Origin of the sequence: Rhizobium sp. P40RR-XXII (genome assembly GCF_012641405.1) — a bacterium.
Classification (GTDB): Bacteria; Pseudomonadota; Alphaproteobacteria; order Rhizobiales; family Rhizobiaceae; genus Rhizobium.
In genome coordinates, this window is sequence record NZ_JABAII010000008.1 from 205107 (window position 1) to 225702 (window position 20596).

Sequence of the window (20596 nt, forward strand, 5' to 3'; positions counted from 1 at the left end):
GCGCGATGCGCAGCGGCCTCATCGATCGGAGAGCTTTCGTCAAGGCGGCGGGGCTGACCTTCCTCGCGGCGCTCAAGCCCAGTGCCTTGATGGCACTGGAGCGGGCCGACGCGGTCTATGCCTCCGGCATCCGCGCCGCCGACGGCTCCTTTGCCGTGGCGACGGTGACCGAACAGGGCCGTATCATCGATCAGGTCGCCCTGCCCGCGCGCGCCCATGGCATGGCCTTTTCGAAGGCCAGCGGCAAGACCGTCGCCTTCGCGCGCCGGCCCGGCACCTATGCGATGATCTTCGATCCCTGGAACAAGGCCGAGCCGGTCGTCATATCAGCCAAAGAGGGCCGGCACTTCTACGGGCATGGCACGTTTTCGCCCAGCGGCAAGCTGCTCTATGCCAGCGAAAATGATTTCGACACTAATCGCGGCATCATCGGGCTCTATGACAGCAGCAATCGCTTTGCCCGCATCGGCGAGTACGAGACCTATGGCGTCGGCCCGCACGACATGACGGTTTCGGACGATGGCCGGTTCCTGATCGTCGCCAATGGCGGCATCGAGACGCATCCGGATTTCGGACGCACCAAGCTCAACCTCGACCATATGGAACCGTCTCTGACGCTGATCGACGCGGCCACCGGTCGGCTGATCGAGAAACATATCCTGCCGCCGCAATATGCCCAGGTCTCGACCCGTCATGTCGACATCGATGCCAGCGGCCGGGTCTGGTTTGCCTGCCAGTATGAGGGCCGTCGCAACGACCTGCCGCCGCTCGTTGGCCATTTCGCGAGGGGCGAGGACCTGACCTTCGTCACCCTGCCCGATGAGACGACCCGGGCGCTCAGCAATTATGTCGGCGCTATCGCCGTCAATCGCGCTGAAAACCTCGTCGGCGTCACGTCGCCGATCGAAGGGACCTCGGTGACGCTGGACGCGAAGACCGGCAAAGTGCTGAAGGTGGAACGCATTGTGGATGCGGCCGGCATCGCGCCAGCCCGCCATGGCTTTGCCGTTTCCTCCTATGGTGGCGATTTCCTCGGCGAGCACAGCAATGTCGCCTGGGACCAGCACATCGTGCGCATCGCCCGCAGCTGATCGTTGGCTGACCTGGCCTAGGCAAGCTTGCCGGCTTCGATGAAACGCCGCAACGCCGTCGCCGCATTCAGCATATGCGCCCGCATGCGCCGCGACGCCATTTCTCCGTCTCCCTCCGCGATGACCTGCATGATGGCTTCACGCTACGAATACGGTCGGACAATAACTCGCGTTCTTCAGCCGCGTCACGCTAACCCATCCATCACTCCCAGCACTCCGGGACTGACCAAGGCTTGTATGCAAAAACATCCCCCGCCCATTATTTCTGCATACAGATAGGCAATCACGCAACCGTTACGCATCCAATTATTGACTAAAAACGCCAGTTAGAATACAAAAGCAATCAGCAGCCTCGCTTTTGCATACACAAGGTAATCTCGACGCTGAACCGGAATACAGGATCGGTCATATTTGATCCGCTTGTTCGGTCAGATGCCGCACTAAGACATACAAGATTTCAGAAGCTTCACCGTTCCGACATTCGGCGCGGATGGCTTTCTGCTGCCCATTTATCCTCAACACCATAAGGATCACGATGATGATGATGACCAGACGGAATTTCTCGACCGCCATTGTTGCCGGCGCCGCCGCCTCCCTCATTTCCGCGCGCGGCATGGCCGCCAGCAACCTGGCTCCGGCCTCAGGTGCGGCCAAGTCTGCACCATTGAAGGCCCGCAACGTCGTCCTTGCACATGGACTTTTCGCAGACGGCTCCTGCTGGACCGAGGTCATTGCCCGGCTGCAAGCCAAGGGGCTGAACTGCACGGCGGTGCAGAACCCGTTGACGACCCTTCCCGAAGCGGTCGCATCAGTGCAGCGTGTTCTCGATCGCCAGGACGGCCCGACCGTTCTCGTCGGCCATTCCTTCTCCGGCATGCTCGTTACCGAAGCCGGCGTGCATCCGAAGGTTTCCGCGCTCGTCTATGTCGCGGCCCGCGCACCGGATGCCGGCGAGGATTATACGGCGCTCGCCAAGACATATCCGACCCCGCCCGCCTCGGCTGGCATCGTCTTCGATGGCGATGAAGGGCGGCTGACCGAGGAAGCTTTCCTGCGCGACTTCGCCGGCGACCTGCCCAAAGCCAAGGCAGAGGTGCTTTACGCTGTGCAGGAGCCCTTCCAAAAGGCCTTGCTGACGGGCAAGACCACCCAGGCCGCATGGCGCAGCAAGCCAAGCTGGTACGCTGTTTCCACCGAAGACAGGACGATCAATCCGGATCTGGAGCGCTTCATGGCCAAGCGCATGGGCGCCAAGACCATCGAAGTGAAGGCCGGCCATCTCTCACTGATCTCGCATCCCGATACGATCGCCCGCCTGATCCGGGAAGCCGCCGGGCATTGATCGATCTCCTGGCCGGATCAGCCCTTCCTGGCAAATTCGGCTTGTTCCGCACTGACCGCGACGGTGGCCGCCTTGGCCGCCGCGCGCAGCCAATCAGATCTTCGAGCATCGAGATCGGCAAGAATGCCTGGGATGAGCGAAGCATCGTTGGCGTGACAATTGGCGATCTCGAAGCCCATCAAATCCAGCATGTCGGGCGACAGCAGCACCTGCGCATCGCCGTCGACTTCGATCTTGCGGCTGTTGGGCGACAGGCGGCGCACCAATAGGGTTCCGGCGACCTGATAACGCGGATCGGGCGAACGCGCCCGTCCACCGGCGATGATCCCCGTGCGGATCGTCTTGTCTGACGGGTCGTGCTTCAGCGACCAGCCGGATTGCAGCAAGGCTTTGACCTCACGCAATACCGGCCCGCCACGCCAATCGATATAGGCGACGAAGCGCGGACGACCGAGACTGCCGGTACCGGCCAGACGCGGCTTCGGCTCGAATGCTGTCACCGGATCCGGCAATGCCTTGTGTAGCGCCTTGAGATAGCGATCCGCCACGGGATCGGTCGCCGGCGGCAGGCTGCGATATTTTTCCCAGAAAGCCTTGCGCTCGGCATTGGGCAGCAGCACGGCGTTGCGCAGCCATTTGTAATCGCGCTCGAGAACGACGGGAGACGGCTGCCGCAAGCCGCGGCGATAGCCTGCCAGAATGCTGTCGGCGACGATGCGCGGCGTCGGTCCGTCTTGACCGCCCGCCATGATCGCGCTCACCGCAAGACGCACGAGATCGAGCGCATAGGGCATGACGGCCGCCTCGTCGAAATCATTGGCGCCCCAGACGAGCCTTCCCTCATCATCGCGCCAGGTGCCGAAATTTTCGAGATGCGTATCGCCGATCGCCAGTAGCTGCGGGGCATTCTTGAGGTCGGGATAAATGTCGAGGATGGTCTCGGCCCAGCGCCAATAGGTGCCGCGCAGGAAAGAGAAGCTGTCGCCCTTCATCAGCTTGTGCTTTTTCGCCAGCCCCCCTTCCACAAGATCTGCGCCGAGCTGCGCCCGCATCCAGGTCTCGTAGGCCGTTACCGATTGCAGGATCGTCGTCATCTAAGCCCTCGCGATAAGCTTCATTGCTTGGGATAGCATGGTGATCCGATCGTGGAAATTCGATGTCGGCAAGGCAGGCCGGGACGCTTCCGCTTTTCCACCGGATAACCCTTGTCCAAACGGCCTCTCCATGCCAATTTCGCACCCGCGAAAGGGGACGGCATGACAGGGCCAGATGACACGGTGACCAGCGGCGATTTTCGAACCCGCATCCGAACGAGCTTCGAGCGGCAGGCGGCGATGGCGACGATCGGCGCGGAACTGACGCGCGTCGAACATGGCACGGTGGAAATCGAGCTGCCGTTCGATGTGAAGCTGACGCAGCAGCACGGCATCCTGCACGCCGGCATCATTGCCGCGGCGCTGGATTCGGCCTGCGGCTTTGCCGCCTACAGCGTCATCGACCCTTCAGCATCCATCCTTACCATCGAATTCAAGGTCAACCTGATGTCGCCGGGGCGCGGCGAGCGCTTCCTGTTCCGCGGCGACGTCACCAAGCCCGGCACGACGATCATCGTCGCCGACGGCCGCGGCTACGCCATCGGCGACGGACCGGCCAAACTGATTGCCTCGATGACAGGAACGATGATGGTCATCCGGGGCAGAGAGGGAATTAGCGGATGAAATTCGAATTGAAGCGGGTATCGGGCAAATCGATCCTGTTCGTCATGGCGGCCGAGGCCGAATACGGCCCCTTCCTGCGCTCGCGCATCGATCCGCTGATGACAGGCGTCGGCCCGGTCGAGGCGGCCATCGCGCTCACCCGCGCCTTTGCGCAGCTCGAGGCACAGGGCGACCTGCCCGATCTCGTGGTTTCGCTCGGCTCAGCCGGCTCCGCCAAGCTGGAACAAACGGAAGTCTATCAGGTCACCTCCGTTTCCTACCGCGACATGGATGCCTCCCCGCTCGGCTTCGAAAAAGGCCGCACGCCCTTTCTCGACCTGCCCGCGACGATCGAGCTGCCGTTGCGCATCCCGACTATGGCAGAGGGCAGCCTTTCGACGGGCGCCAATATCGTCTCCGGCACGGAAGCCTATGAGCGCATCGGCACCGACATGGTCGATATGGAAACCTTCGCGGTGCTGCGCGCCTGCCAGATCTACAGCCTGCCGCTGATCGGCCTGCGGGGCATTTCCGACGGCCAGGTCGAGCTGCAGCACATTTCCGACTGGACGGAATATCTGCACGTCATAGACCGTAAACTGTCCTACGCCGTTGACGGGCTGTTTACCGCGCTGGAAGACGGCGTATTCTGGTTCTAAAAGGCTGGAAACGACAGGAATCGAGGACAATCGGGACAATAAAATCGGCTCTTGCGTGATTTGCCCGATTGCCAGGGAAAGCGCTTTTCATTAAAGGCTCGCCATGACCCAGACAGCACATCCAGACACCGTTCTCATCGTCGATTTTGGCAGCCAGGTGACGCAGCTTATCGCACGCCGCGTGCGCGAAGCGGGCGTCTACTGCGAAATCGTTCCCTTCCAATCCGCCGAAGCCGGCTTCAAGCGGCTGCAGCCGAAGGCCGTGATCCTCTCCGGCAGCCCGGCCTCGACCGTGGATGGAGGCTCGCCCCGGGCGCCGCAGATCGTCTTCGACAGCGGCATCCCGGTCTTCGGCATCTGCTACGGCCAGCAGACCATGTGCATGCAGCTCGGCGGCAAGGTCGAAAGCGGACATCACCGCGAATTCGGCCGCGCCTTCCTGGAAGTTGACAAGGATTGCGCCCTCTTCGAAGGCCTGTGGTCGAACGGTTCGCGCCATCAGGTGTGGATGAGCCATGGCGATCGCGTGACCGCGCTGCCCGAGGGCTTCGAAGTGGTTGCCACCTCCTCGAACGCGCCTTACGCCTTCATCGCCGACGAGAAGCGCAAATATTACGGCGTGCAGTTCCATCCGGAAGTGGTGCATACGCCCGACGGCGCCAAGCTGATCGGCAACTTCATTCACAACATCGCCGGCATCAAGGGCGACTGGTCGATGTCGGCCTATCGCGCCAAGGCGGTTCAGGCGATCCGCGATCAGGTGGGCGACAAGCGCGTCATCTGCGCACTCTCCGGCGGCGTCGATTCCTCGGTTGCCGCGCTGCTGATCCACGAAGCCGTCGGCGACCAGCTGACCTGCATCCTCGTCGACCACGGCCTGATGCGCAAGGACGAGGCGGCGGGTGTCGTTGCCATGTTCCGCGAGCACTACAATCTGCATCTCCTGCATGTCGATGCCTCCGACCGCTTCATCGGCGAGCTGGAGGGTGTTTCCGACCCCGAAACCAAGCGCAAGATCATCGGCCGCCTCTTCATCGAGACCTTCGAAGAGGAAGCCAAGAAGCTCGGCGGCGCCGATTTCCTCGGCCAGGGGACGCTCTATCCCGACGTTATCGAGAGCGTTTCCTTCACGGGCGGTCCCTCGGTCACCATCAAATCGCACCACAATGTCGGCGGCTTGCCGGAGCGCATGAAGATGCAGCTCGTCGAGCCGCTGCGCGAACTGTTCAAGGACGAAGTGCGCGCGCTCGGCAAGGAGCTCGGCCTGCCCGACAGCTTCATCGGCCGCCACCCCTTCCCCGGTCCGGGCCTTGCCATTCGCTGCCCCGGCGGCATCACCCGCGAGAAGTTGGAGATCCTGCGCGAGGCAGACGCCATCTATCTTGACGAAATTCGTAAGGCTGGCCTCTACGACGCCATCTGGCAGGCATTCGCCGTGCTTCTGCCGGTCCAGACCGTCGGCGTTATGGGCGACGGCCGCACCTACGAATTCGTCTGTGCACTGCGCGCCGTGACTTCCGTCGACGGCATGACGGCCGATTTCTATCACTACGACATGGAATTCCTCGGCCGCGCCGCGACCCGCATCATCAACGAAGTCCGCGGCATCAACCGCGTGGTCTACGACGTGACATCGAAGCCGCCCGGCACGATTGAGTGGGAGTAATTCAGGGCACATTATCAATGAGATTGATAAATCTATCAAGTCATTGAAATCGTTAAGCTTAGCGGAGCACCTGGCGCGGCTCGCAGCTTGTAGCAGATCATTCTGACGGTACTTTTGACGGTGTTTTCGTATCCGACAGAGCATTCTAAAAAGTACCGTCATTCGTTTTTAGGGTTTGACGGTACTTTTTTTGCGTGTCAACGCTTTGAAATATATAACGAAAATTCGCCGTGGCATGACATTTCCGCGCTGACGGTACTTTAGTTATCGACATACATAGTTTCAGCTTTGGCTGCGGTACCGATCGATGTTCCGGACCTGATCACATATCGTCGGATGGCACCGTCGCATCACCTATCAAATGTTGTCCCGACTGCTGCCGAATCTGCGATGGGGAGAAGCGTCGACCTCATCCAGGCGGGAGCTTGGACCGCGGTAGATGCGAGCGTCTTTTTATCGTTGAGAGAAAGATGAGGTGCCGCGATCTGTGCAAGCTCGGCAGCGCGCGCCGGCCCAATATGGCGACGCGCCTGGACGACGGTCCCGGCCAAGCTGCCTGGAGCAATCAAATGCCTATCCGCCCGCGTGGTCGCTGCCACCGTGCGCGGCGATGAACATGGCGACGGCCGACCGGCAGTAGGATTCGATTTCGTTGTCGTCCTCTGCTCTCGCCTCATCGAAGCGTGCGATAATCAGGAGATCGGAGCCTTTAAAAAGCGCGGCAAACAAGCGGGCAGACCGGAGAGGATCGGGCACGTTCAGAACCGCCTTCGCGTGCAACTGACGCAACAGGGCCTCGATTTGGGCTATGATATGGGCGGGGCCGGCTTCGTAATGGAGCTTGCTCAGCGACTTTTGACTCGTGACGTCGGCCATGACCATGGCTTCGACATTGCGGACGTCCGGGCGCAACAGCGTGCGAAGCAGTGATGATCCCACTGCCATGAGCTGACCTTCTGCCGAACCGTCGACACCTTCAAAAAGGGCCTGTGGTATTAACTGATGGCAGCGGGCCGCAAACGCCGCGCCAAACAGGGCCTCCTTGTTCTCGAAGTGCCGATAAATGCTGAGCTTGGATATCTTCGCTCGCTGGGCGACCTTGTCCAATGTTGTTGCTTGGAAACCCAGTTCCGCAAAGAGTTCGCCCGCGGCGTCGACTATGGTTTGGCCAAGCGCCTCGTTGGCGGGCCGGCCGCGCCGGCCCTGGCTATTTTCGGTCACGACAATTCCAGTCCTTGACAGTATCGTTATTCTTGAATTACGATACCATATAGTATCCAAAATGCGCAAGCCAATGGGTGGGTTTTAACCATGTCCTCTAAATCAAGTTTCCCCATCCACATGGATGACGTCATCATCATCGGCGGCAGCTTTGCCGGCCTCGCAGCCGCTCTGCAGCTCGGCCGTGCCCGCCGCAAGGTCACCGTTCTCGATACCGGCCTGCCGCGCAATCGCTTCGCCGGCCACTCGCATGGCCTGCTTGGCCACGATCACAAGCCACCGCTGGACATCCTGGCAGAGGCGCGGCAGCAGCTGGCGCGTTATCCCACGATCAGGCTGGTCAGTGCCCGGGCCGACAGCGTCTCCGGCGCCATCGACGATTTCTCCGTCCTCACTGGCGATGGCAAAAGCCTTAAGGCGCGCCGCCTGATCCTGAGCTATGGCGTCGCCGACCAGATGCCCGACGTGACGGGCTTTGCCGAAGGCTGGGGCACGTCCATCGTGCCCTGTCCCTATTGCGACGGCTTTGAAGTCGCTGGCCAGCATTGGGGCCTCGTCTGGTCCGGCCCGCAGTCGCACAATCAGGTCAGGCTGTTCCACGATTGGACCGACAGGTTGACGGTCTTTGCCGATGGTCACGACATCCCGCCCGATATCCGGGCCGATGTGGCGCGCCGCAACATACCTGTCGTCGATGGCCGGATCACCGAGATCGCCCGTCATGGGGGCCATAATGCCACCGTCAAGCTCAATACCGGCCCCGATGTCACTGTCGACATCCTGTTCGCGCATCCGCGCAACAAGCCGTCCGCAAGCCTGCATGAATCACTGGGCCTCGCCACGGTCGATACACCCCTTGGCATTGCTCTCAAGGCGGACGAGCGCCGCGAAACCAGCATGCCCGGCATCTACGCCGCCGGCGACCTCGCCAACCCCCTCATGCCCTCGGTCACCACGGCATCATGGCAAGGCGCTATTGCGGGCATCTCCGCCCAGCAGTCGATGCTAGTTTGAGAACACAGATTCCCTTCTCCGGTTGCCGCGGGCTATCATATTCTGAGGGTTGCGGGCCAGTGCCACGGAACGCAGGCCCCCTCTCCCCTGAGGGGCGTCTTTGGCCGGTCAGCGGCTCCGGAAAGGCGATCAACTTCGATAGATGCCGAAACCGCACAAAAAGTTTTCGTGCTATTTTTCCCTTTGAAATCAAAACTGTAACGTTTTGACGGTCCATGGGTCGGCTTTTTGCGCGGCAACGAATAAAAAAACTAGGCTATATCAATGGTCTAACTAGATTTAGGACAATCGAGTGGGAATGACGAGGCGTACCGTGGAGTAGTAGCGGATAGCAGAAGACACCCGGGCGAATCCCAGGCCATCGATAGCAACCGATAGGTTCTAGCGACCTGGGGATCTGGGCTCCGCCGAGTGTCTTGCCGCTCTACGAACAGCGCCTATACGCCTTCGATTACTGCTCCTTCTTGAACAGATCCTGGAAGATGAGCTGGCCCCAAGTGCGGCCGCGCGCGTGCACCAGCGCGCCACCCTCATTGAGCTTTCCCAGCTCGACCGGTGCGAACCCGAGTTGTTTGGCTAATGCCGCCACGGGAGCGGTCGCGTACTCGTCGTCGCTCGACAGAAAGACGACCCGGTGACCGCTCTCGACGATCGGATCGGCAGCCAGGGTGGCCGCAATCAGATGGTTGAACCCTTTCACGAGCTTGGCGCCGGTGAACGCCTTCGCGGCGAAGGCGGAGGACGGGAGGCCGTCCAGCTCCTCAGGCACCGGAAACGCGTTCGTCGCGTCGATGACTGTCTTGCCTTTCCAGCTCGGCAGCGCCTTCGCAACCTCGCGATGCTCCCCGAACGGGACCGCCAGGATGATTGTGTCGGCCTCGAGTGCATCCCGCAGCGACTTGGCGACGACCGTGGGTCCAATCGCCCGAGCCTGCGGCGCTAGCGCCTCGGGCGGTCGGCGGCTCGCGACGGCCACTTCGATGTTTTTACGGGCGAAGGCGTGGGCGAGGGCCTGGCCTATCTTGCCGAATCCTACAATTGCATAGATCATAATACTTCTCCAATCCGTGCAGATATTGATTCCCCGGCCTTCAACGGCGCTGGGTTATCCGTTCCGCTGTGTGGCGACCTTTGCGTGGACGTCCTGCCGTGAACGACTTCCGCGAGCCGGGCGGACCGTTCAGCACGGAAGTCGTTTCACCACGGACACTCTGGTTGCCGCCGGTCAGCCGCTTCCCGCGATCCGGCGCGATTTTTCAGATAGCCGAGAAGCCGCCGTCGACAGACAACTCCACCCCATTCACGAAGCTCGAATCGTCTGAAGCAAGAAACAGTGCGACCGCCGCAATTTCCTCAGGACGACCCATCTTTCCCCGCGGGATCAGGGATTCGAACATCCGCTTCGCCTCCTCGGTGAGGACTTGGTCCTGCATCGGCGTGGCGATAGGCCCGGGGTGCAGCACGTTCACCCGGATATTCCTGCCCTTCAGCTCGTTGAGCCATCCGCGTGCGAATGCGTGCAACGCCGCCTTGCTCGCCGCATATACGCTGTAACCAGGAAAACCTTTCACCGAAGCAACTGATCCGGTCATGAAGATCGATCCGCCATCTTTGAACAGCGGCAACGCCTTTTGCACCGTGAACAGCGTGCCGCGCGTATTCAGGCCGAAGGTCGCGTCGAAATACTGCTCGGTAATCTCGCCCAGTGGGACGGCTTCGCCCGTGCCGGCGCTTGCATATAGGACGTCGATCTTGCCCTTTTCCCGCTTGACCGTATCGAACAGACGGTCGAGGTCGTCGAGATTGGCCGCGTCGCCGCGCACGCCGGTCACGTTCCGGCCGATCAGCTTAACGGCCTCGTCCAGCGCCTCCTGTCTCCGGCCCGTGATGAAAACATAGGCGCCTTCTTCAACGAACCGCTTGGCGCTCGCGAGCGCCATACCGCTCGATCCACCCGTAATGACTGCAACTTTACCGTCTAGCTTTCCCATGACTTCTCCTTCCAGGCTCCGCCTTTGGTCGTTCGGGGATGTCCCCGAGACCCTCGAAATGGGTCCGCCGGCATCAGTTGTTCAGTGCGAAAGCGCGCACATGGGTGGTGCAAAATCCATCCGGCTGGACGACTGACGCCGGCCGTGACGATCGGTGTTCGCTGTTGGGAATTGGGGCCACGCTTGTCGACATAAGCTATGAAGACTGCCTGTACTGCTGTACGATGCGTTAGATGCCGGCTTTGGAAAGCGCACCGTGTGGTGCCGGATTGCACCATGATCGACTGGGATGACATTCGCTACTTTCTTGCCGTGGCGCGCGGAGGCTCAGTGCGGGCTGCCGCCGAGCGCCTCGGAGTGAACCACTCGACCGTGCTGCGACGCATCGCACAGCTCGAGGACCGCCTCGGGGCGCAGATGTTCGAAAAGCTGCCTTCGGGCTACCGCCTGACAGCCGCGGGCGAGGAGGTCCTTGAGCTCGCGAACCAAATGGAAGCGTCGTCGCACCAGCTGGAGGCGCGCGTCTTCGGGCGCGACCAGAGCGTGCGCGGGCTTCTGCGGGTGACATTGACACCGATCCTCGCGACACACTTGCTCATGCCGGACTTCGCCGATTTCGCGCGTCTGCATCCGGATATCGAGATGGAAATCCTATCGTCCGGGGAGCTGGCAAATCTGACCAACCGAGAAGCCGACGTCGCGATCCGCGTCGTCTACGACCGCAAAACCCTGCCGCTCAATCTTCACGGCTTGAAGGGACCGGAGCTGTTCGGCGGCGTCTACATGTCTCGCGATCGACTGGCCGCATGGCGTGCGGGCGCGTCTGATCCCATCCGGTGGATCGTGATAAGCATGCATGGCATTCCGGATTGGGCCAGCGAGGGTGAGATTCGTACCACGGGGGTTCCCTTCAGGGTCACGGACGCCGCGGCAGAGATCGCGGCTGTACGGCAAGGGCTCGGGATCACGACACTGCCGTGCTTCGTCGGAGATGCCGACCCCCTACTGGTGAGGGTGCCGGGCACCGACCTGCACATGTACGGAACGCTCTGGCTTCTCACACAGGGGGAGACACGCAAGACGAAGCGCGTCCGGCTCTTCACGGAGTTCGTATCCCGCAGGCTCGCCGCGTACGCTCCGCTTCTCGCGGGGCTGTCCATATCGCGCGACTGACGCCCGGCAGGTCGCCGGCGACGCCTGCCGCAATCCGGTCGGAAGCCGCGCTGCGATCGCTTGAAGCGGCGATGTTCAGTCCGCGAATCCGCGCAGGCCAGCCTTCCAGGCTTGCACCCAAGCTCGGGGTACCCGCCATCGTTGAGGCGTCGCATCCGCCGGCGGCGTATCCTTTTGCTGGACCCGTCCGTCTTAGCTGTTCATGGGCGGTCGTTCCTCGGTATCGCCCCCCTCAACGAATTGGAGCGTGGCAATGAACAGCAAACAGAGCTCAGCGAACAAGATACACTACGAAACGCTTGCGGAGGCTTGGGGCAGCGGTCGAGAATTGCCGCCGGAAGTCTCCGAGTGGTCTGTTTTGACGGCAGAACCGGGCGGCGTCGATTACGTCGAAACGAATCTCGGCGACAAAACCGCGCTGTGGATTCAGCCAAAACTGGCGGCCAAAGACCGGGTCATGCTTTACCTGCATGGCGGCGGCTATGTTGGCGGATCGATCTGGACCCATCGCAAGATGGTCGCTCACCTCGCCAAGGCGATTGGCTGTCACGCTTTGCTCGCCACTTACGACTACTCGTTTCAGAGCAAGTTTCCGCGTCAAATCGAGCAGGCCGTGGCCGCGTTCGAGTGGCTGGCCGAGCAGGGTATCGAACCGAAGCACACTATAGGTGCAGGCGATTCCGCCGGCGCAGGCCTGATCATTGCGGCCGCTATGAAACTGCGTGATGCGGGACGTCCGCTGCCGGCCGCGATCCTCAGTATCTCTGGCTGGCATGATCTGTCGGCGAGCGGGCTCTCTTACGAAGCTAACCGCAAGAAGGATGCCTTCTTCCAGAAGGCGACCGTGGATATGCTGGCATCGCAAGTGCTCGCAGGGACCGATGCCCGACATCCATTCGTCAGCCCAATCTTTGCCGATCTCGAGGGCCTGCCGCCGATCTATTTGCAAGCGGGCGAAGACGAAAGCCTTCTCGACGACAGCCGGGCGCTCGCCGGCCGTGCGAAGGCCGCCGGTGTCGAGGTGCGCTTGGATGTATTTCCGGGGATGCTGCACTCGTTCCAGATGATGGCCGGCCGCGCTCCCGAAGCCGACGACGCGATAGAGCGGTTTGCACAATGGGTTCGCCCCAAACTCGGCCTGACGGCAACCGCGGCAACACGCAGTGATAGTCAGGAGGTCGCATGACTCGCAAATTGAAAGTGACCAGCTTGGTCTCGCCTCCGGGGACGAAAGGTGGCAGATACGCAACTCGCCTCGGTGGCACGAAGAAGCTCATCGCCTCCCGGATGCTCAAGGCGATGGCGTGGAACGCGCCGTTGATAAAGGGCGGCCTGGCAGCCGAGCTCGCAAAGACCAAACAACCTCCGGGCGGCAACATCGCAAAGGACAGGATCTCCAGCCTCGATCCGACCCTGCACACCGCAGGCCCTGTCGATGAGTGCCGAATTTGGGCGATCCCCAAGATGGTCGGCGAGGGCAAGCACGTATTTGAAGACGTTGACCATGAGCTCGTCCGCCTTCATGGTCCTCACCCATCCTCAATGGCGCTAAGATGTGGCAGGTGAAGGACATGCCCGAACGACCGATCGGCCTATTCGACGCGCGGTATCGAGCCTTCCTGGAGACGGTATCGGACACCCGCGCTCAACTGCATCGCTACTGCGCCCGCATGACCGGCTCACGGCTCGACGGTGAGGATCTCATGCAGGAGACACTGTTCGAGGCCTACACGAAGATCGAGACCCTCGATGACGCCCACAGGCTGAAACCCTGGTTATTTCGCATCGCTCACAATCGCTGCATCGACTTTCTGAGGCGGCGCAATGCGCGCGAGCGCGCGGAGAGCGCCTATTCGGACGACATCGGCGTCGTTGCTGCGGAGCCCGCGACGACCGATGCACATCGCGCCATCGAACGGCTGGTCGGCCACCTGCCGCCCAAGGAACGCGCCTGCGTGCTCCTGAAGGATGTGTTCGACTATTCGCTGGAGGAGACTGCGGAACTCGTGGACTCGACGGTTGGCGGCGTCAAATCCGCGCTCTCCCGTGGACGGGCGAAGCTCGCCGGCTTGCCCGCAGAACCTACCGGCGAGCCGAACCATCCGCTTGATCCTGACACCGCGCAGCTCTTGCAGCGCTATGTTGACCTCTTCAATCGCCATGACTGGGATGGCGTGCGGGGCCTGACCAGCGCCGATGCTCGGTTGCGGGTCGCCGACTGTTTCGACGGCCTGCTTACGAACTCCATCTATTTCGCCGAATACGAGCGAAACCCAGAGAGGTGGACCATGGAGCTCGGGGCGATCGACGGAGAGCCTGTCCTCTTCGTGCTCTTCCAGAGAGGCGATCGGTGGGAAGTCGCGTGGCCGGTTCGCGTCCATGTCGCCGGCCGCGTCATCGACCGCATCGAAGACTATTATGCCTGCCCGTGGATCATTGGAGACGCCTCGGAATCCGATTGAAACTCATGACTGGGCCGGTCGTCCTGCAAGGAGCATGATGGAGGCAGCGAGGGAATCGCCGGGTGTCGAATATCGCGCTGCGAAGGAAGGGAGAACATGCGCCCATTGATCGAGTTTGCCGAAGCTTAGGGCAGAGAACGAATGACGAAGCCAGCTACCCGGGACTTAGGTGTTGCCACAAAGTGATCTGCGGGATCGCGGATATGATGATGCCATCTGCCACCCGGCAGACTATGAACAATCGTTTGACCGACATGGGGGAACAATGAAAGCGATCGCGCTTGGCATAAGGTTTGCCCTTGAACTTTGTATCCTTGCGTCACTTGCCGCATTGGCCGCGCATCTGGCAGTGCCATTGGTGGTGCAAGCACTGTTGGGAATAGTATTCTGCGCGGCGGGCGCCGTCGTCTGGGGTAGGTTCCTCTCCCCAAAGCGGAGATACGAAATCGGACCGGCCGGACGACTGATGCTTGAAGCCGGATTCTTTGCGGGCGCGGCCTTGATTCTGAACTATGTCGGCTGGCCGGCGTTGGCGATCGCGCTGATCGTCGTGGCTGCCGCCGATCGGATCGCTCTGGCGCTGCTTCCGTAAGCCAGAAATCTTGGGTTCCTCGCTCACCTCCCGCGTCCGCCGCTTGTGAGGGAGCCGATCAATGTCGGTCGAATGCTGCGATCTGAAAATAGTGTCGTCGTGTCACGGCACAGAACTCGTCGGCCCGTGATTTTCTCATAGTTGCGTCAAAACCAATTTCGCGCGCCATCCAGTCGATTCCGTGCACGACGCCGAGCGCCCTGCTCGCGACAGGGACCGGCAATCCTGAAGAGCGTGTACCCGACGGCAGCGCTTAATGAAGCCCGCGCCCATGCGGGGGAGCCCCCAATCTGCCGAGCGGCAACCCGGCGCAGACAGTTGGGCGGCAGCCTATGTGGTGAGCGGTGACCTGACGGAAGAAGTCGCGAAGTTGAAAGCCCAAGGGGGCGAGCCGATCATCGCCCATGGCGGGGTCAGCTTCGCCCGCAGCCCGATCGCTGAGAAGCTGGTCGACCGATTTGTGCTCGGCGTGGACCCCGTGGCGCTGGGCAAAGGCCTGCCGCTATTCTCGGAACTTGCCGCGCCGATGCCTCTCAAGCTGACAGACTCGAAGGCCTTCCCGGGCGGCGTGGTGGCGCAGATCTATCGGCCGGCATGAATCCCGGACGTGCCCGATCGCCAATTCAGCAAATCGGGCCCATCCGGGGAATGACCGCCGGAGTAGCCCTTACTTCACCCTGATGCTCATGCCGCTGATATCGGCATTGACCTGCAGGCCGACCTGCCGGCCTGTGAGCTCGAGCTGGGCGCCCTTGTCATTGGTCATGACGATCATCTGGGCGCCTTTGCCGACGGCGCCGCCGCCGCCCGCTGCACCGTAGACGCCGCTGACATCCTGGGCGCGGCGAATGTGGCGAACCGTACCACTGAAATAGGTCTTGGAGGCACCGAAGGCGAGGCCGCCGGAGATGCCGCCGATCGTGACGGGATAGCGTCGGCCGTGGAAGGTCAATGTGCCCTCGCCTCCGGAACCACCCACGAAAAAGGCCGCCTTGTAGACAGCAAAACGGATCGTGCCGCTATCGGCATGCGCGGCGCTGGCAAAGCCAATTCCCGCGGCGGCGATGGCGGCAACTGCGACTGAACGAAATCCGGACGAAATCTTCATGATGAGATACTCCTCAAGAGCGCCGCTTATCCCAGCCGGCCGGGTACGACGTTAGTGTCGTATCAAAGTTCAAGATAAACGATCTCGCACGACCTTTAGTTCCAAAGCAAGGTAATAACAAAGCGTTAGAACCTATCCAGATGATCGGGTGGGAATGCGGGCAACTGCGCTGCCTTCCATCCGGGAAGACACCGAATATTGCATGACGTCTTCCTTCTCGATACGCGCAGCCTTACGGTTTGCGGTGCTTGATGTGGTCGACGAAGGCTCGCAATTTCGGCATCATTTGATGGCGGCTGGGATAATAGAGAAACATGCCGGGGGCCATGGGTGCGAATGGCTCCAGAACACGCACGAGCTTGCCCTCTTTGATCAGGCGGGCGGCGATCGGCTCGGGCACCTGCGCGAGCCCCATATCCTCCGCGGCCGCACCAAGAATGGTGGGAAAATCGTGGGCGATCAGCGGGCCTGAGACGATCGCTTCGATCGACTTGTTGCTGTCAACAAAGGACCAAGGCGCAATCGACCCGTTTGAGCGGCGCATTCGCAAGCAGGCATGCTGACGCAGATCGTCGATACGCTCGGGTCTTCCCTGCCGGCGCAGATATTCGGGGTTGCCGACGACCACGAAGGGAAAGGGCGGGGTCAGCCGAACCGCAACCATGTCCGCGGCGATGAACTGGCCGAACCGGACGCCGGCATCAAACCCTTCGGCGGCAATATCGACCAGGTCCGCGCTTGCGGCGATCTCCACCTCGATCTCGGGATAGGCTTGGCAAAAAGATGCGATCAGCGGCTCCAGCAGGATCGGCACCACCGCCTGCGGCACCGTGAGGCGCAATAGTCCGGCGGGCCGCTGCCCAAGGTCGCGCGCGCCATGGCTTGCGGCGATGAGCTCCTCGAAAGCGGGCTTTGCACGCGCGTGAAATCGCTCGCCGGCCTCGCTCAGGCTGACGCTGCGTGTCGTGCGGATGAAAAGTGCCGCGCCGATACGCGCCTCAAGCGCCCGCACCGCCTGGCTGATTGCCGAAGGCGTTACCCCGAGCGCCGCAGCCGCTTTGCGAAAACTGCGGTGCTGGGCAACACTCAGAAAGGCCTCGACGCCATCGAGGGCCCCCTGCCTGACTGTGAAGTTCTGCTTCATAACTCGTCGACATTATCGAGAATAGTCGCTCGTGAAAAGCGGGCTTATGTTTGAGCTGTCAATCAGGACGTCGCCGAAACGAGACCGTAAAAACGATTTGTAGCGCCTTCCTGACCCACTCTCACAGGAGCTGCTTCCATGACCCATCCAACCCCTGCCCAGACACAGGCCATCTCACCCACAACCACCGGTGTAATGGCCATCCTTACTGTGAAGGCGGGCGTCACACGTGAACAAGTCATGACCGTCATGCCCGCTGAAATCCAGCAAACGGTGCTGCTCTATTTAAGTGGGAAGATTCGCGAATGGTATTCGCGGGGCGACGGGCGCGGAGCCATCTTCCTGCTGGATTGCAGGGATGTCGCAGAGGCGCAAGCAATCATGGAGGACCTGCCCTTAGCCAGGCAAGATCTCATGGACCACGAATACATCGCAATCGGCCCGCTTTGGCCGCTCCGCTTGCTCGCGGCTAACCCTTAAGCACCCGCAGATATCGAAACATATCCACAAACATAAGGGAATCCGAGTATGCCACCGGACTTCAATCTTCCATTCGTTCTCAGCGTCGCCGGCGCCTTTCTGACAAGTTCGGTGGTGGCTTACGTCTATGTTTGGCCAGCGGTTGGTACCATGCCGCGCTATGAGGCGCTGAGACTTCTCGCGGCTTTCCATGCGTTCAGGTTTTTGGGGATGAACTTTCTGGTATCCGGATTCGTATCGCCGGAGTTGAGTTCGGATTTCGCCAATCAAGTTGGATGGGGCGACCTCATCGCAGCCGTTCTTGCGCTTGTTTCAATGGCCGCACTTTCCTGGCGGTGGCCGATCGCCGTTCCAATTGTCTGGATATTCAATATCTGGGGAACCATGGATCTTCTGAACGCCTATTACTTGGGCATAACGAGAATCGGAAATCCCGGCCTCTTTGGCGCCGCCATTTATATACCCGCGCTTTACGTGCCATTGCTGCTCGTCAACCATGGTCTCGCCTTCACAATTCTATGGCGGAAGAAAACATTGGAACAAGCGGCATGACGCGACGGGAGGGCCGCGATCCGGTCACTACGCTTTGTGGGATTTCGGGTATGAATAAAATTAAACCCAAAGGCGCAAGGTCCTCGCCGGACGCCTGCAGCAGATTTCCCGACGCCAGACCCAAAGAGTGACCCTGAATGAAACCCACGCTCTCCCCGCCGCGATTGGAAACGGAACGGCTCATTCTTACGGGGCATACGGTCGATGACTTCGAACCGCTTGCCGGCATGTGGAGCGATCCTCTCGTCGTGAAGCATATTTTCGGCAATGTCGTATCCACTTCCAGGGAGTCATGGATGCGGATGCTGCACTATCATGGCCTGTGGCCACTGCTGGGACATGGCTATTGGGCAATCCGCGAGAAATCGTCGGGCCGATATGCCGGCGATCTCGGTTTTGCCGATTTTCATCGGGTGATGGAGCCGCCGATCAAGGGTATTCCCGAGGCCGGCTGGGCATTGTCGGCGTGGGCGCACGGCAAGGGCTTTGCCACGGAGGCGCTCGCCGCCGCCCTTGCCTGGCTCGACGAGCAGCCGCGATTTGATCGCAGCGTCTGTCTGATCTCGCCCGATAACAGGGCCTCGATCCGTGTCGCCGAAAAGGCTGGCTATCACGATCCCAAGCCGATCCGCTTGAACGAAAAGAATACGCTGCTGTTTTCCCGCGCCCGCCGGGCATCGGAAGAATAGAGCGAACAGGTGAAACCTTTCGTCCGGCTCGGTCGCTTAAAACCCGAGCGACTGCTGCACCGGCTTTGGTGGCGCGAGCTGAACGCCTTCCAGCTCCAGCATGCGCGCCTTGGCATTCGAACCGCCAGGCGCCGAAAAACCGCCGATCTTGCCGCCGGCCGCCAGAACGCGGTGGCAGGGGATGATCAGCGCCACCGGGTTCTTGGCCATGGCCTGGCCGACATCGCGCGCGGCCTCCGGCCCCGCGCCAAGCTGCTTGGCGAGCGTTCCGTAAGTGGTGGTATGACCCCAACCGACCTGCCGGGCAGCGTCATAGATCTGCCTGAAAAACGCATCCTGTTCGCCGAGGTCGAGCGTGACGCCCGAAAAGTCGATCTCCTCGCCCGCGAAATAACGCTTCACCTTGGCGACCGCCTCCGCAACCTCCGGCGTCGGCGTGCCGGGCTGCGCATTCGACAGGCGACGCAACAGCAGGCGTTCGGTGGCTGCAGCATCCTTCGTCGGTAATTGAAAGCGCAGGACGCCGACATCGCTCCACGCGATACCGCAAAAGCCGCCGGCGGTTTCGAAGATCAGATAGTTCTGCGTTCTCTCATTCATGACGCAAGCTCCTGTGTTTCCACTTGCTATGAAAATCGTCCTCGGGACCGTCGAATTCAACCCGATTCTTGCAAAGATCGGCAATTGCCACCGTTTTGGCGACAGCGGAGCGAGCGTGAGACAATTGCAGGCAGGTGTCAGTATCCGCCGCCGGTCGGAGCGGAATTCTGTGTCATGCCGCTGCCGGAACCGCTGTTGCCCGTGGTGGAGCAAGAAGGGATGCCAAGGCCGATGAGAGCGAGAAAAATGGCCGAAAAGACTGATCTGGTGAACATGGCTGTCATTCCTTGTTGGTGAGAATGGGCGCGAAAGCCCGAACCTGGAATGAACGGATCAAGCCGGCCTTTTATTCGATCGTTTTTTGAGAAGCTTACGGCCGAAAAGCTCCATCGGCGCAAATGTTCATGATCTGTTCTTGATTTGGCAATTGCCCTTGCGGTCCAAACACAGGAGGAGGCAAAGCGGTACGGCTTTGTAGCGATCCCATGAAGAAGAGCAACGGGCAGCTCTCGCTCAATCTCGGCGGAGGGTCGCATGGCGGCACGCAGCCATCAAGCGATCGAGGACCAATCAGCGAACTCTATTTTGCAATCCTTCCCGATCCGGTAACTGCCGCACGGAGCCATAAGCTTGCAGGCAACTTCCATCGGCAATACCGTTTTTTCGCGAAGCCACGAAGCGCTGATCTCCTCCATGTAACGCTCTACACGATCGGCTCGTTTCGCTGCCTGCCGGAGGAGGCGGCGTTTGCGGCTATGGAAGCAGCCTCGAGGGTTAGGAAGCCATCCTGCCCCGTGGTTTTCGATCGGGCCGTCAGTTTCGGCAATGGCGATAATCGCGCACTTGTTCTATGGAACAAGGATGGGAACGCCGAACTCAAGGCGATCTACCAAGAATTGGTCGATGCCATGCGACTCACCGGGATTACACCGGCGAAAGAAAAGCCTGTCGAACCGCATATGACGCTGCTCTATCAAGGCCGGCTCGTTCCCGACATCGTGCTTGAGGAACCGGTGAGCTGGACTGCGAAAGACTTCGTCCTCATCAACAGCCTGCAGGGTCACTCAATCCATCAGCACCTTTGCTATTGGACGCTGCGCGACTGAGCGGCATGT

24 protein-coding genes and 1 pseudogene are annotated in these 20596 nt (G+C 60.7%); 16 read left to right on the forward strand and 9 right to left on the reverse strand.

What is annotated here, in order from left to right; genetic code table 11:
• Window positions 1-5: 5 nt before the first annotated feature.
• Window positions 6-1091: a DUF1513 domain-containing protein gene (locus HGP16_RS17580; protein WP_168841298.1), complete on the forward strand. Its 1086-nt coding sequence runs from the start codon at window positions 6-8 to the stop codon at window positions 1089-1091.
• Window positions 1092-1108: 17 nt separating this feature from the next.
• Here HGP16_RS17580 and HGP16_RS17585 read toward each other — a convergent pair.
• Window positions 1109-1231 (reverse strand): annotated as a pseudogene (locus HGP16_RS17585) (GntR family transcriptional regulator); the annotation flags it as partial.
• Window positions 1232-1629: 398 nt separating this feature from the next.
• On the opposite strand from HGP16_RS17585, the gene HGP16_RS17590 reads away from it, so the two are divergent.
• A complete protein-coding gene (locus HGP16_RS17590) occupies window positions 1630-2433 on the forward strand; it encodes an alpha/beta fold hydrolase (protein ID WP_168841299.1) in 804 nt (267 codons plus the stop codon).
• Between the two features lie 17 nt (window positions 2434-2450).
• Here the strand turns inward: HGP16_RS17590 and HGP16_RS17595 are convergent, their stop codons facing one another.
• Complete coding sequence (locus HGP16_RS17595) at window positions 2451-3527, reverse strand: DUF2252 family protein (protein WP_168841300.1); 1077 nt, start codon at window positions 3525-3527, stop codon at window positions 2451-2453.
• Window positions 3528-3689: 162 nt separating this feature from the next.
• Here HGP16_RS17595 and HGP16_RS17600 point away from each other — a divergent pair, with 162 nt between their 5' ends.
• From HGP16_RS17600 to guaA, 3 genes are all read left to right on the forward strand, one after another.
• Window positions 3690-4151, forward strand: a complete 462-nt coding sequence (locus HGP16_RS17600) for a PaaI family thioesterase (RefSeq protein WP_168841301.1) — start codon at window positions 3690-3692, stop codon at window positions 4149-4151.
• Window positions 4148-4789 carry a 5'-methylthioadenosine/S-adenosylhomocysteine nucleosidase gene (locus HGP16_RS17605; protein WP_168841302.1) on the forward strand — a complete coding sequence of 214 codons (642 nt, stop codon included), beginning with the start codon at window positions 4148-4150 and terminating at the stop codon, window positions 4787-4789. The genes HGP16_RS17600 and HGP16_RS17605 overlap by 4 nt, the downstream gene beginning before the upstream one ends.
• 103 nt (window positions 4790-4892) lie before the next feature.
• Window positions 4893-6455: a glutamine-hydrolyzing GMP synthase gene (gene guaA / locus HGP16_RS17610; RefSeq protein ID WP_168841303.1), complete on the forward strand. Its 1563-nt coding sequence runs from the start codon at window positions 4893-4895 to the stop codon at window positions 6453-6455.
• 573 nt (window positions 6456-7028) lie between these two features.
• Here the strand turns inward: guaA and HGP16_RS17615 are convergent.
• The gene (locus HGP16_RS17615; RefSeq protein ID WP_168841304.1) at window positions 7029-7676 is read right to left on the reverse strand and encodes a TetR/AcrR family transcriptional regulator; all 648 of its coding nucleotides are present in this window, start codon (window positions 7674-7676) and stop codon (window positions 7029-7031) included.
• 120 nt (window positions 7677-7796) lie between these two features.
• On the opposite strand from HGP16_RS17615, the gene HGP16_RS17620 reads away from it, so the two are divergent.
• The gene (locus tag HGP16_RS17620; RefSeq protein ID WP_168841442.1) at window positions 7797-8690 is read left to right on the forward strand and encodes an NAD(P)/FAD-dependent oxidoreductase; all 894 of its coding nucleotides are present in this window, start codon (window positions 7797-7799) and stop codon (window positions 8688-8690) included.
• Window positions 8691-9141: 451 nt separating this feature from the next.
• Here the strand turns inward: HGP16_RS17620 and HGP16_RS17625 are convergent, their stop codons facing one another.
• Together HGP16_RS17625 and HGP16_RS17630 are read right to left on the reverse strand one after the other, a co-directional pair.
• Window positions 9142-9741 (reverse strand): NADPH-dependent F420 reductase, encoded by a 600-nt coding sequence (locus tag HGP16_RS17625; protein WP_168841305.1) that lies wholly within the window; start codon window positions 9739-9741, stop codon window positions 9142-9144.
• Window positions 9742-9946: 205 nt separating this feature from the next.
• Complete coding sequence (locus HGP16_RS17630; RefSeq protein WP_168841306.1) at window positions 9947-10681, reverse strand: SDR family NAD(P)-dependent oxidoreductase; 735 nt, start codon at window positions 10679-10681, stop codon at window positions 9947-9949.
• A 276-nt stretch (window positions 10682-10957) separates the two neighbouring features.
• Here HGP16_RS17630 and HGP16_RS17635 point away from each other — a divergent pair, with 276 nt between their 5' ends.
• The 6 genes from HGP16_RS17635 (at window position 10958) to HGP16_RS17660 (ending at window position 15506) form a co-directional block, all read left to right on the forward strand.
• Window positions 10958-11854: a LysR family transcriptional regulator gene (locus HGP16_RS17635; RefSeq protein WP_168841307.1), complete on the forward strand. Its 897-nt coding sequence runs from the start codon at window positions 10958-10960 to the stop codon at window positions 11852-11854.
• Window positions 11855-12107: 253 nt separating this feature from the next.
• Window positions 12108-13040 carry an alpha/beta hydrolase gene (locus tag HGP16_RS17640; RefSeq protein WP_168841443.1) on the forward strand — a complete coding sequence of 311 codons (933 nt, stop codon included), beginning with the start codon at window positions 12108-12110 and terminating at the stop codon, window positions 13038-13040.
• Window positions 13037-13420 (forward strand): hypothetical protein, encoded by a 384-nt coding sequence (locus HGP16_RS17645; RefSeq protein ID WP_168841308.1) that lies wholly within the window; start codon window positions 13037-13039, stop codon window positions 13418-13420. The genes HGP16_RS17640 and HGP16_RS17645 overlap by 4 nt, the downstream gene beginning before the upstream one ends.
• 5 nt (window positions 13421-13425) lie before the next feature.
• A complete protein-coding gene (locus tag HGP16_RS17650; RefSeq protein ID WP_246703518.1) occupies window positions 13426-14316 on the forward strand; it encodes an RNA polymerase sigma factor in 891 nt (296 codons plus the stop codon).
• Between the two features lie 265 nt (window positions 14317-14581).
• Window positions 14582-14908 (forward strand): DUF2568 domain-containing protein, encoded by a 327-nt coding sequence (locus tag HGP16_RS17655; protein ID WP_168841310.1) that lies wholly within the window; start codon window positions 14582-14584, stop codon window positions 14906-14908.
• 337 nt (window positions 14909-15245) lie between these two features.
• Window positions 15246-15506, forward strand: a complete 261-nt coding sequence (locus tag HGP16_RS17660) for a dihydrofolate reductase family protein (protein WP_312862928.1) — start codon at window positions 15246-15248, stop codon at window positions 15504-15506.
• Between the two features lie 69 nt (window positions 15507-15575).
• Here the strand turns inward: HGP16_RS17660 and HGP16_RS17665 are convergent, their stop codons facing one another.
• Entirely contained in the window at window positions 15576-16016 is a 441-nt protein-coding gene (locus HGP16_RS17665; protein WP_168841311.1) for a hypothetical protein, read from the reverse strand.
• A 232-nt stretch (window positions 16017-16248) separates the two neighbouring features.
• Window positions 16249-17160 carry a LysR family transcriptional regulator gene (locus HGP16_RS17670; RefSeq protein WP_168841312.1) on the reverse strand — a complete coding sequence of 304 codons (912 nt, stop codon included), beginning with the start codon at window positions 17158-17160 and terminating at the stop codon, window positions 16249-16251.
• A gap of 138 nt (window positions 17161-17298) precedes the next feature.
• Here HGP16_RS17670 and HGP16_RS17675 point away from each other — a divergent pair, with 138 nt between their 5' ends.
• The 3 genes from HGP16_RS17675 (at window position 17299) to HGP16_RS17685 (ending at window position 18881) form a co-directional block, all read left to right on the forward strand.
• Window positions 17299-17640 (forward strand): hypothetical protein, encoded by a 342-nt coding sequence (locus tag HGP16_RS17675; protein WP_205926603.1) that lies wholly within the window; start codon window positions 17299-17301, stop codon window positions 17638-17640.
• Window positions 17641-17688: 48 nt separating this feature from the next.
• Window positions 17689-18192 carry a hypothetical protein gene (locus HGP16_RS17680; protein ID WP_168841313.1) on the forward strand — a complete coding sequence of 168 codons (504 nt, stop codon included), beginning with the start codon at window positions 17689-17691 and terminating at the stop codon, window positions 18190-18192.
• 137 nt (window positions 18193-18329) lie between these two features.
• Window positions 18330-18881: a GNAT family N-acetyltransferase gene (locus HGP16_RS17685; protein WP_168841314.1), complete on the forward strand. Its 552-nt coding sequence runs from the start codon at window positions 18330-18332 to the stop codon at window positions 18879-18881.
• Between the two features lie 36 nt (window positions 18882-18917).
• On the opposite strand, the gene HGP16_RS17690 is transcribed toward HGP16_RS17685, so the two are convergent.
• On the reverse strand, window positions 18918-19481 hold the full coding sequence (locus tag HGP16_RS17690) for a methylated-DNA--[protein]-cysteine S-methyltransferase (protein ID WP_168841315.1): 564 nt from the start codon (window positions 19479-19481) through the stop codon (window positions 18918-18920).
• Between the two features lie 137 nt (window positions 19482-19618).
• Window positions 19619-19756 (reverse strand): hypothetical protein, encoded by a 138-nt coding sequence (locus HGP16_RS17695; RefSeq protein ID WP_168841316.1) that lies wholly within the window; start codon window positions 19754-19756, stop codon window positions 19619-19621.
• A gap of 210 nt (window positions 19757-19966) precedes the next feature.
• On the opposite strand from HGP16_RS17695, the gene HGP16_RS17700 reads away from it, so the two are divergent.
• The gene (locus HGP16_RS17700) at window positions 19967-20587 is read left to right on the forward strand and encodes a 2'-5' RNA ligase family protein (RefSeq protein WP_168841317.1); all 621 of its coding nucleotides are present in this window, start codon (window positions 19967-19969) and stop codon (window positions 20585-20587) included.
• Window positions 20588-20596 lie beyond the last annotated feature (9 nt).

Excerpts from the sequence above, each read along its gene's own strand:
- HGP16_RS17580 (WP_168841298.1), top strand. The coding sequence starts at position 6 with ATGCGCAGCGGCCTCATCGATCGGAGAGCTTTCGTCAAGGCGGCGGGG.
- HGP16_RS17590 (WP_168841299.1), top strand. The coding sequence starts at position 1,630 with ATGATGATGACCAGACGGAATTTCTCGACCGCCATTGTTGCCGGCGCC.
- HGP16_RS17595 (WP_168841300.1), bottom strand. The coding sequence starts at position 3,527 with ATGACGACGATCCTGCAATCGGTAACGGCCTACGAGACCTGGATGCGG.
- HGP16_RS17600 (WP_168841301.1), top strand. The coding sequence starts at position 3,690 with ATGACAGGGCCAGATGACACGGTGACCAGCGGCGATTTTCGAACCCGC.
- HGP16_RS17605 (WP_168841302.1), top strand. The coding sequence starts at position 4,148 with ATGAAATTCGAATTGAAGCGGGTATCGGGCAAATCGATCCTGTTCGTC.
- guaA (WP_168841303.1), top strand. The coding sequence starts at position 4,893 with ATGACCCAGACAGCACATCCAGACACCGTTCTCATCGTCGATTTTGGC.
- HGP16_RS17620 (WP_168841442.1), top strand. The coding sequence starts at position 7,797 with ATGGATGACGTCATCATCATCGGCGGCAGCTTTGCCGGCCTCGCAGCC.
- HGP16_RS17625 (WP_168841305.1), bottom strand. The coding sequence starts at position 9,741 with ATGATCTATGCAATTGTAGGATTCGGCAAGATAGGCCAGGCCCTCGCC.
- HGP16_RS17630 (WP_168841306.1), bottom strand. The coding sequence starts at position 10,681 with ATGGGAAAGCTAGACGGTAAAGTTGCAGTCATTACGGGTGGATCGAGC.
- HGP16_RS17635 (WP_168841307.1), top strand. The coding sequence starts at position 10,958 with ATGATCGACTGGGATGACATTCGCTACTTTCTTGCCGTGGCGCGCGGA.
- HGP16_RS17640 (WP_168841443.1), top strand. The coding sequence starts at position 12,108 with ATGAACAGCAAACAGAGCTCAGCGAACAAGATACACTACGAAACGCTT.
- HGP16_RS17645 (WP_168841308.1), top strand. The coding sequence starts at position 13,037 with ATGACTCGCAAATTGAAAGTGACCAGCTTGGTCTCGCCTCCGGGGACG.
- HGP16_RS17650 (WP_246703518.1), top strand. The coding sequence starts at position 13,426 with ATGCCCGAACGACCGATCGGCCTATTCGACGCGCGGTATCGAGCCTTC.
- HGP16_RS17655 (WP_168841310.1), top strand. The coding sequence starts at position 14,582 with ATGAAAGCGATCGCGCTTGGCATAAGGTTTGCCCTTGAACTTTGTATC.
- HGP16_RS17665 (WP_168841311.1), bottom strand. The coding sequence starts at position 16,016 with ATGAAGATTTCGTCCGGATTTCGTTCAGTCGCAGTTGCCGCCATCGCC.
- HGP16_RS17670 (WP_168841312.1), bottom strand. The coding sequence starts at position 17,160 with ATGAAGCAGAACTTCACAGTCAGGCAGGGGGCCCTCGATGGCGTCGAG.
- HGP16_RS17675 (WP_205926603.1), top strand. The coding sequence starts at position 17,299 with ATGACCCATCCAACCCCTGCCCAGACACAGGCCATCTCACCCACAACC.
- HGP16_RS17680 (WP_168841313.1), top strand. The coding sequence starts at position 17,689 with ATGCCACCGGACTTCAATCTTCCATTCGTTCTCAGCGTCGCCGGCGCC.
- HGP16_RS17685 (WP_168841314.1), top strand. The coding sequence starts at position 18,330 with ATGAAACCCACGCTCTCCCCGCCGCGATTGGAAACGGAACGGCTCATT.
- HGP16_RS17690 (WP_168841315.1), bottom strand. The coding sequence starts at position 19,481 with ATGAATGAGAGAACGCAGAACTATCTGATCTTCGAAACCGCCGGCGGC.
- HGP16_RS17695 (WP_168841316.1), bottom strand. The coding sequence starts at position 19,756 with ATGTTCACCAGATCAGTCTTTTCGGCCATTTTTCTCGCTCTCATCGGC.
- HGP16_RS17700 (WP_168841317.1), top strand. The coding sequence starts at position 19,967 with ATGAAGAAGAGCAACGGGCAGCTCTCGCTCAATCTCGGCGGAGGGTCG.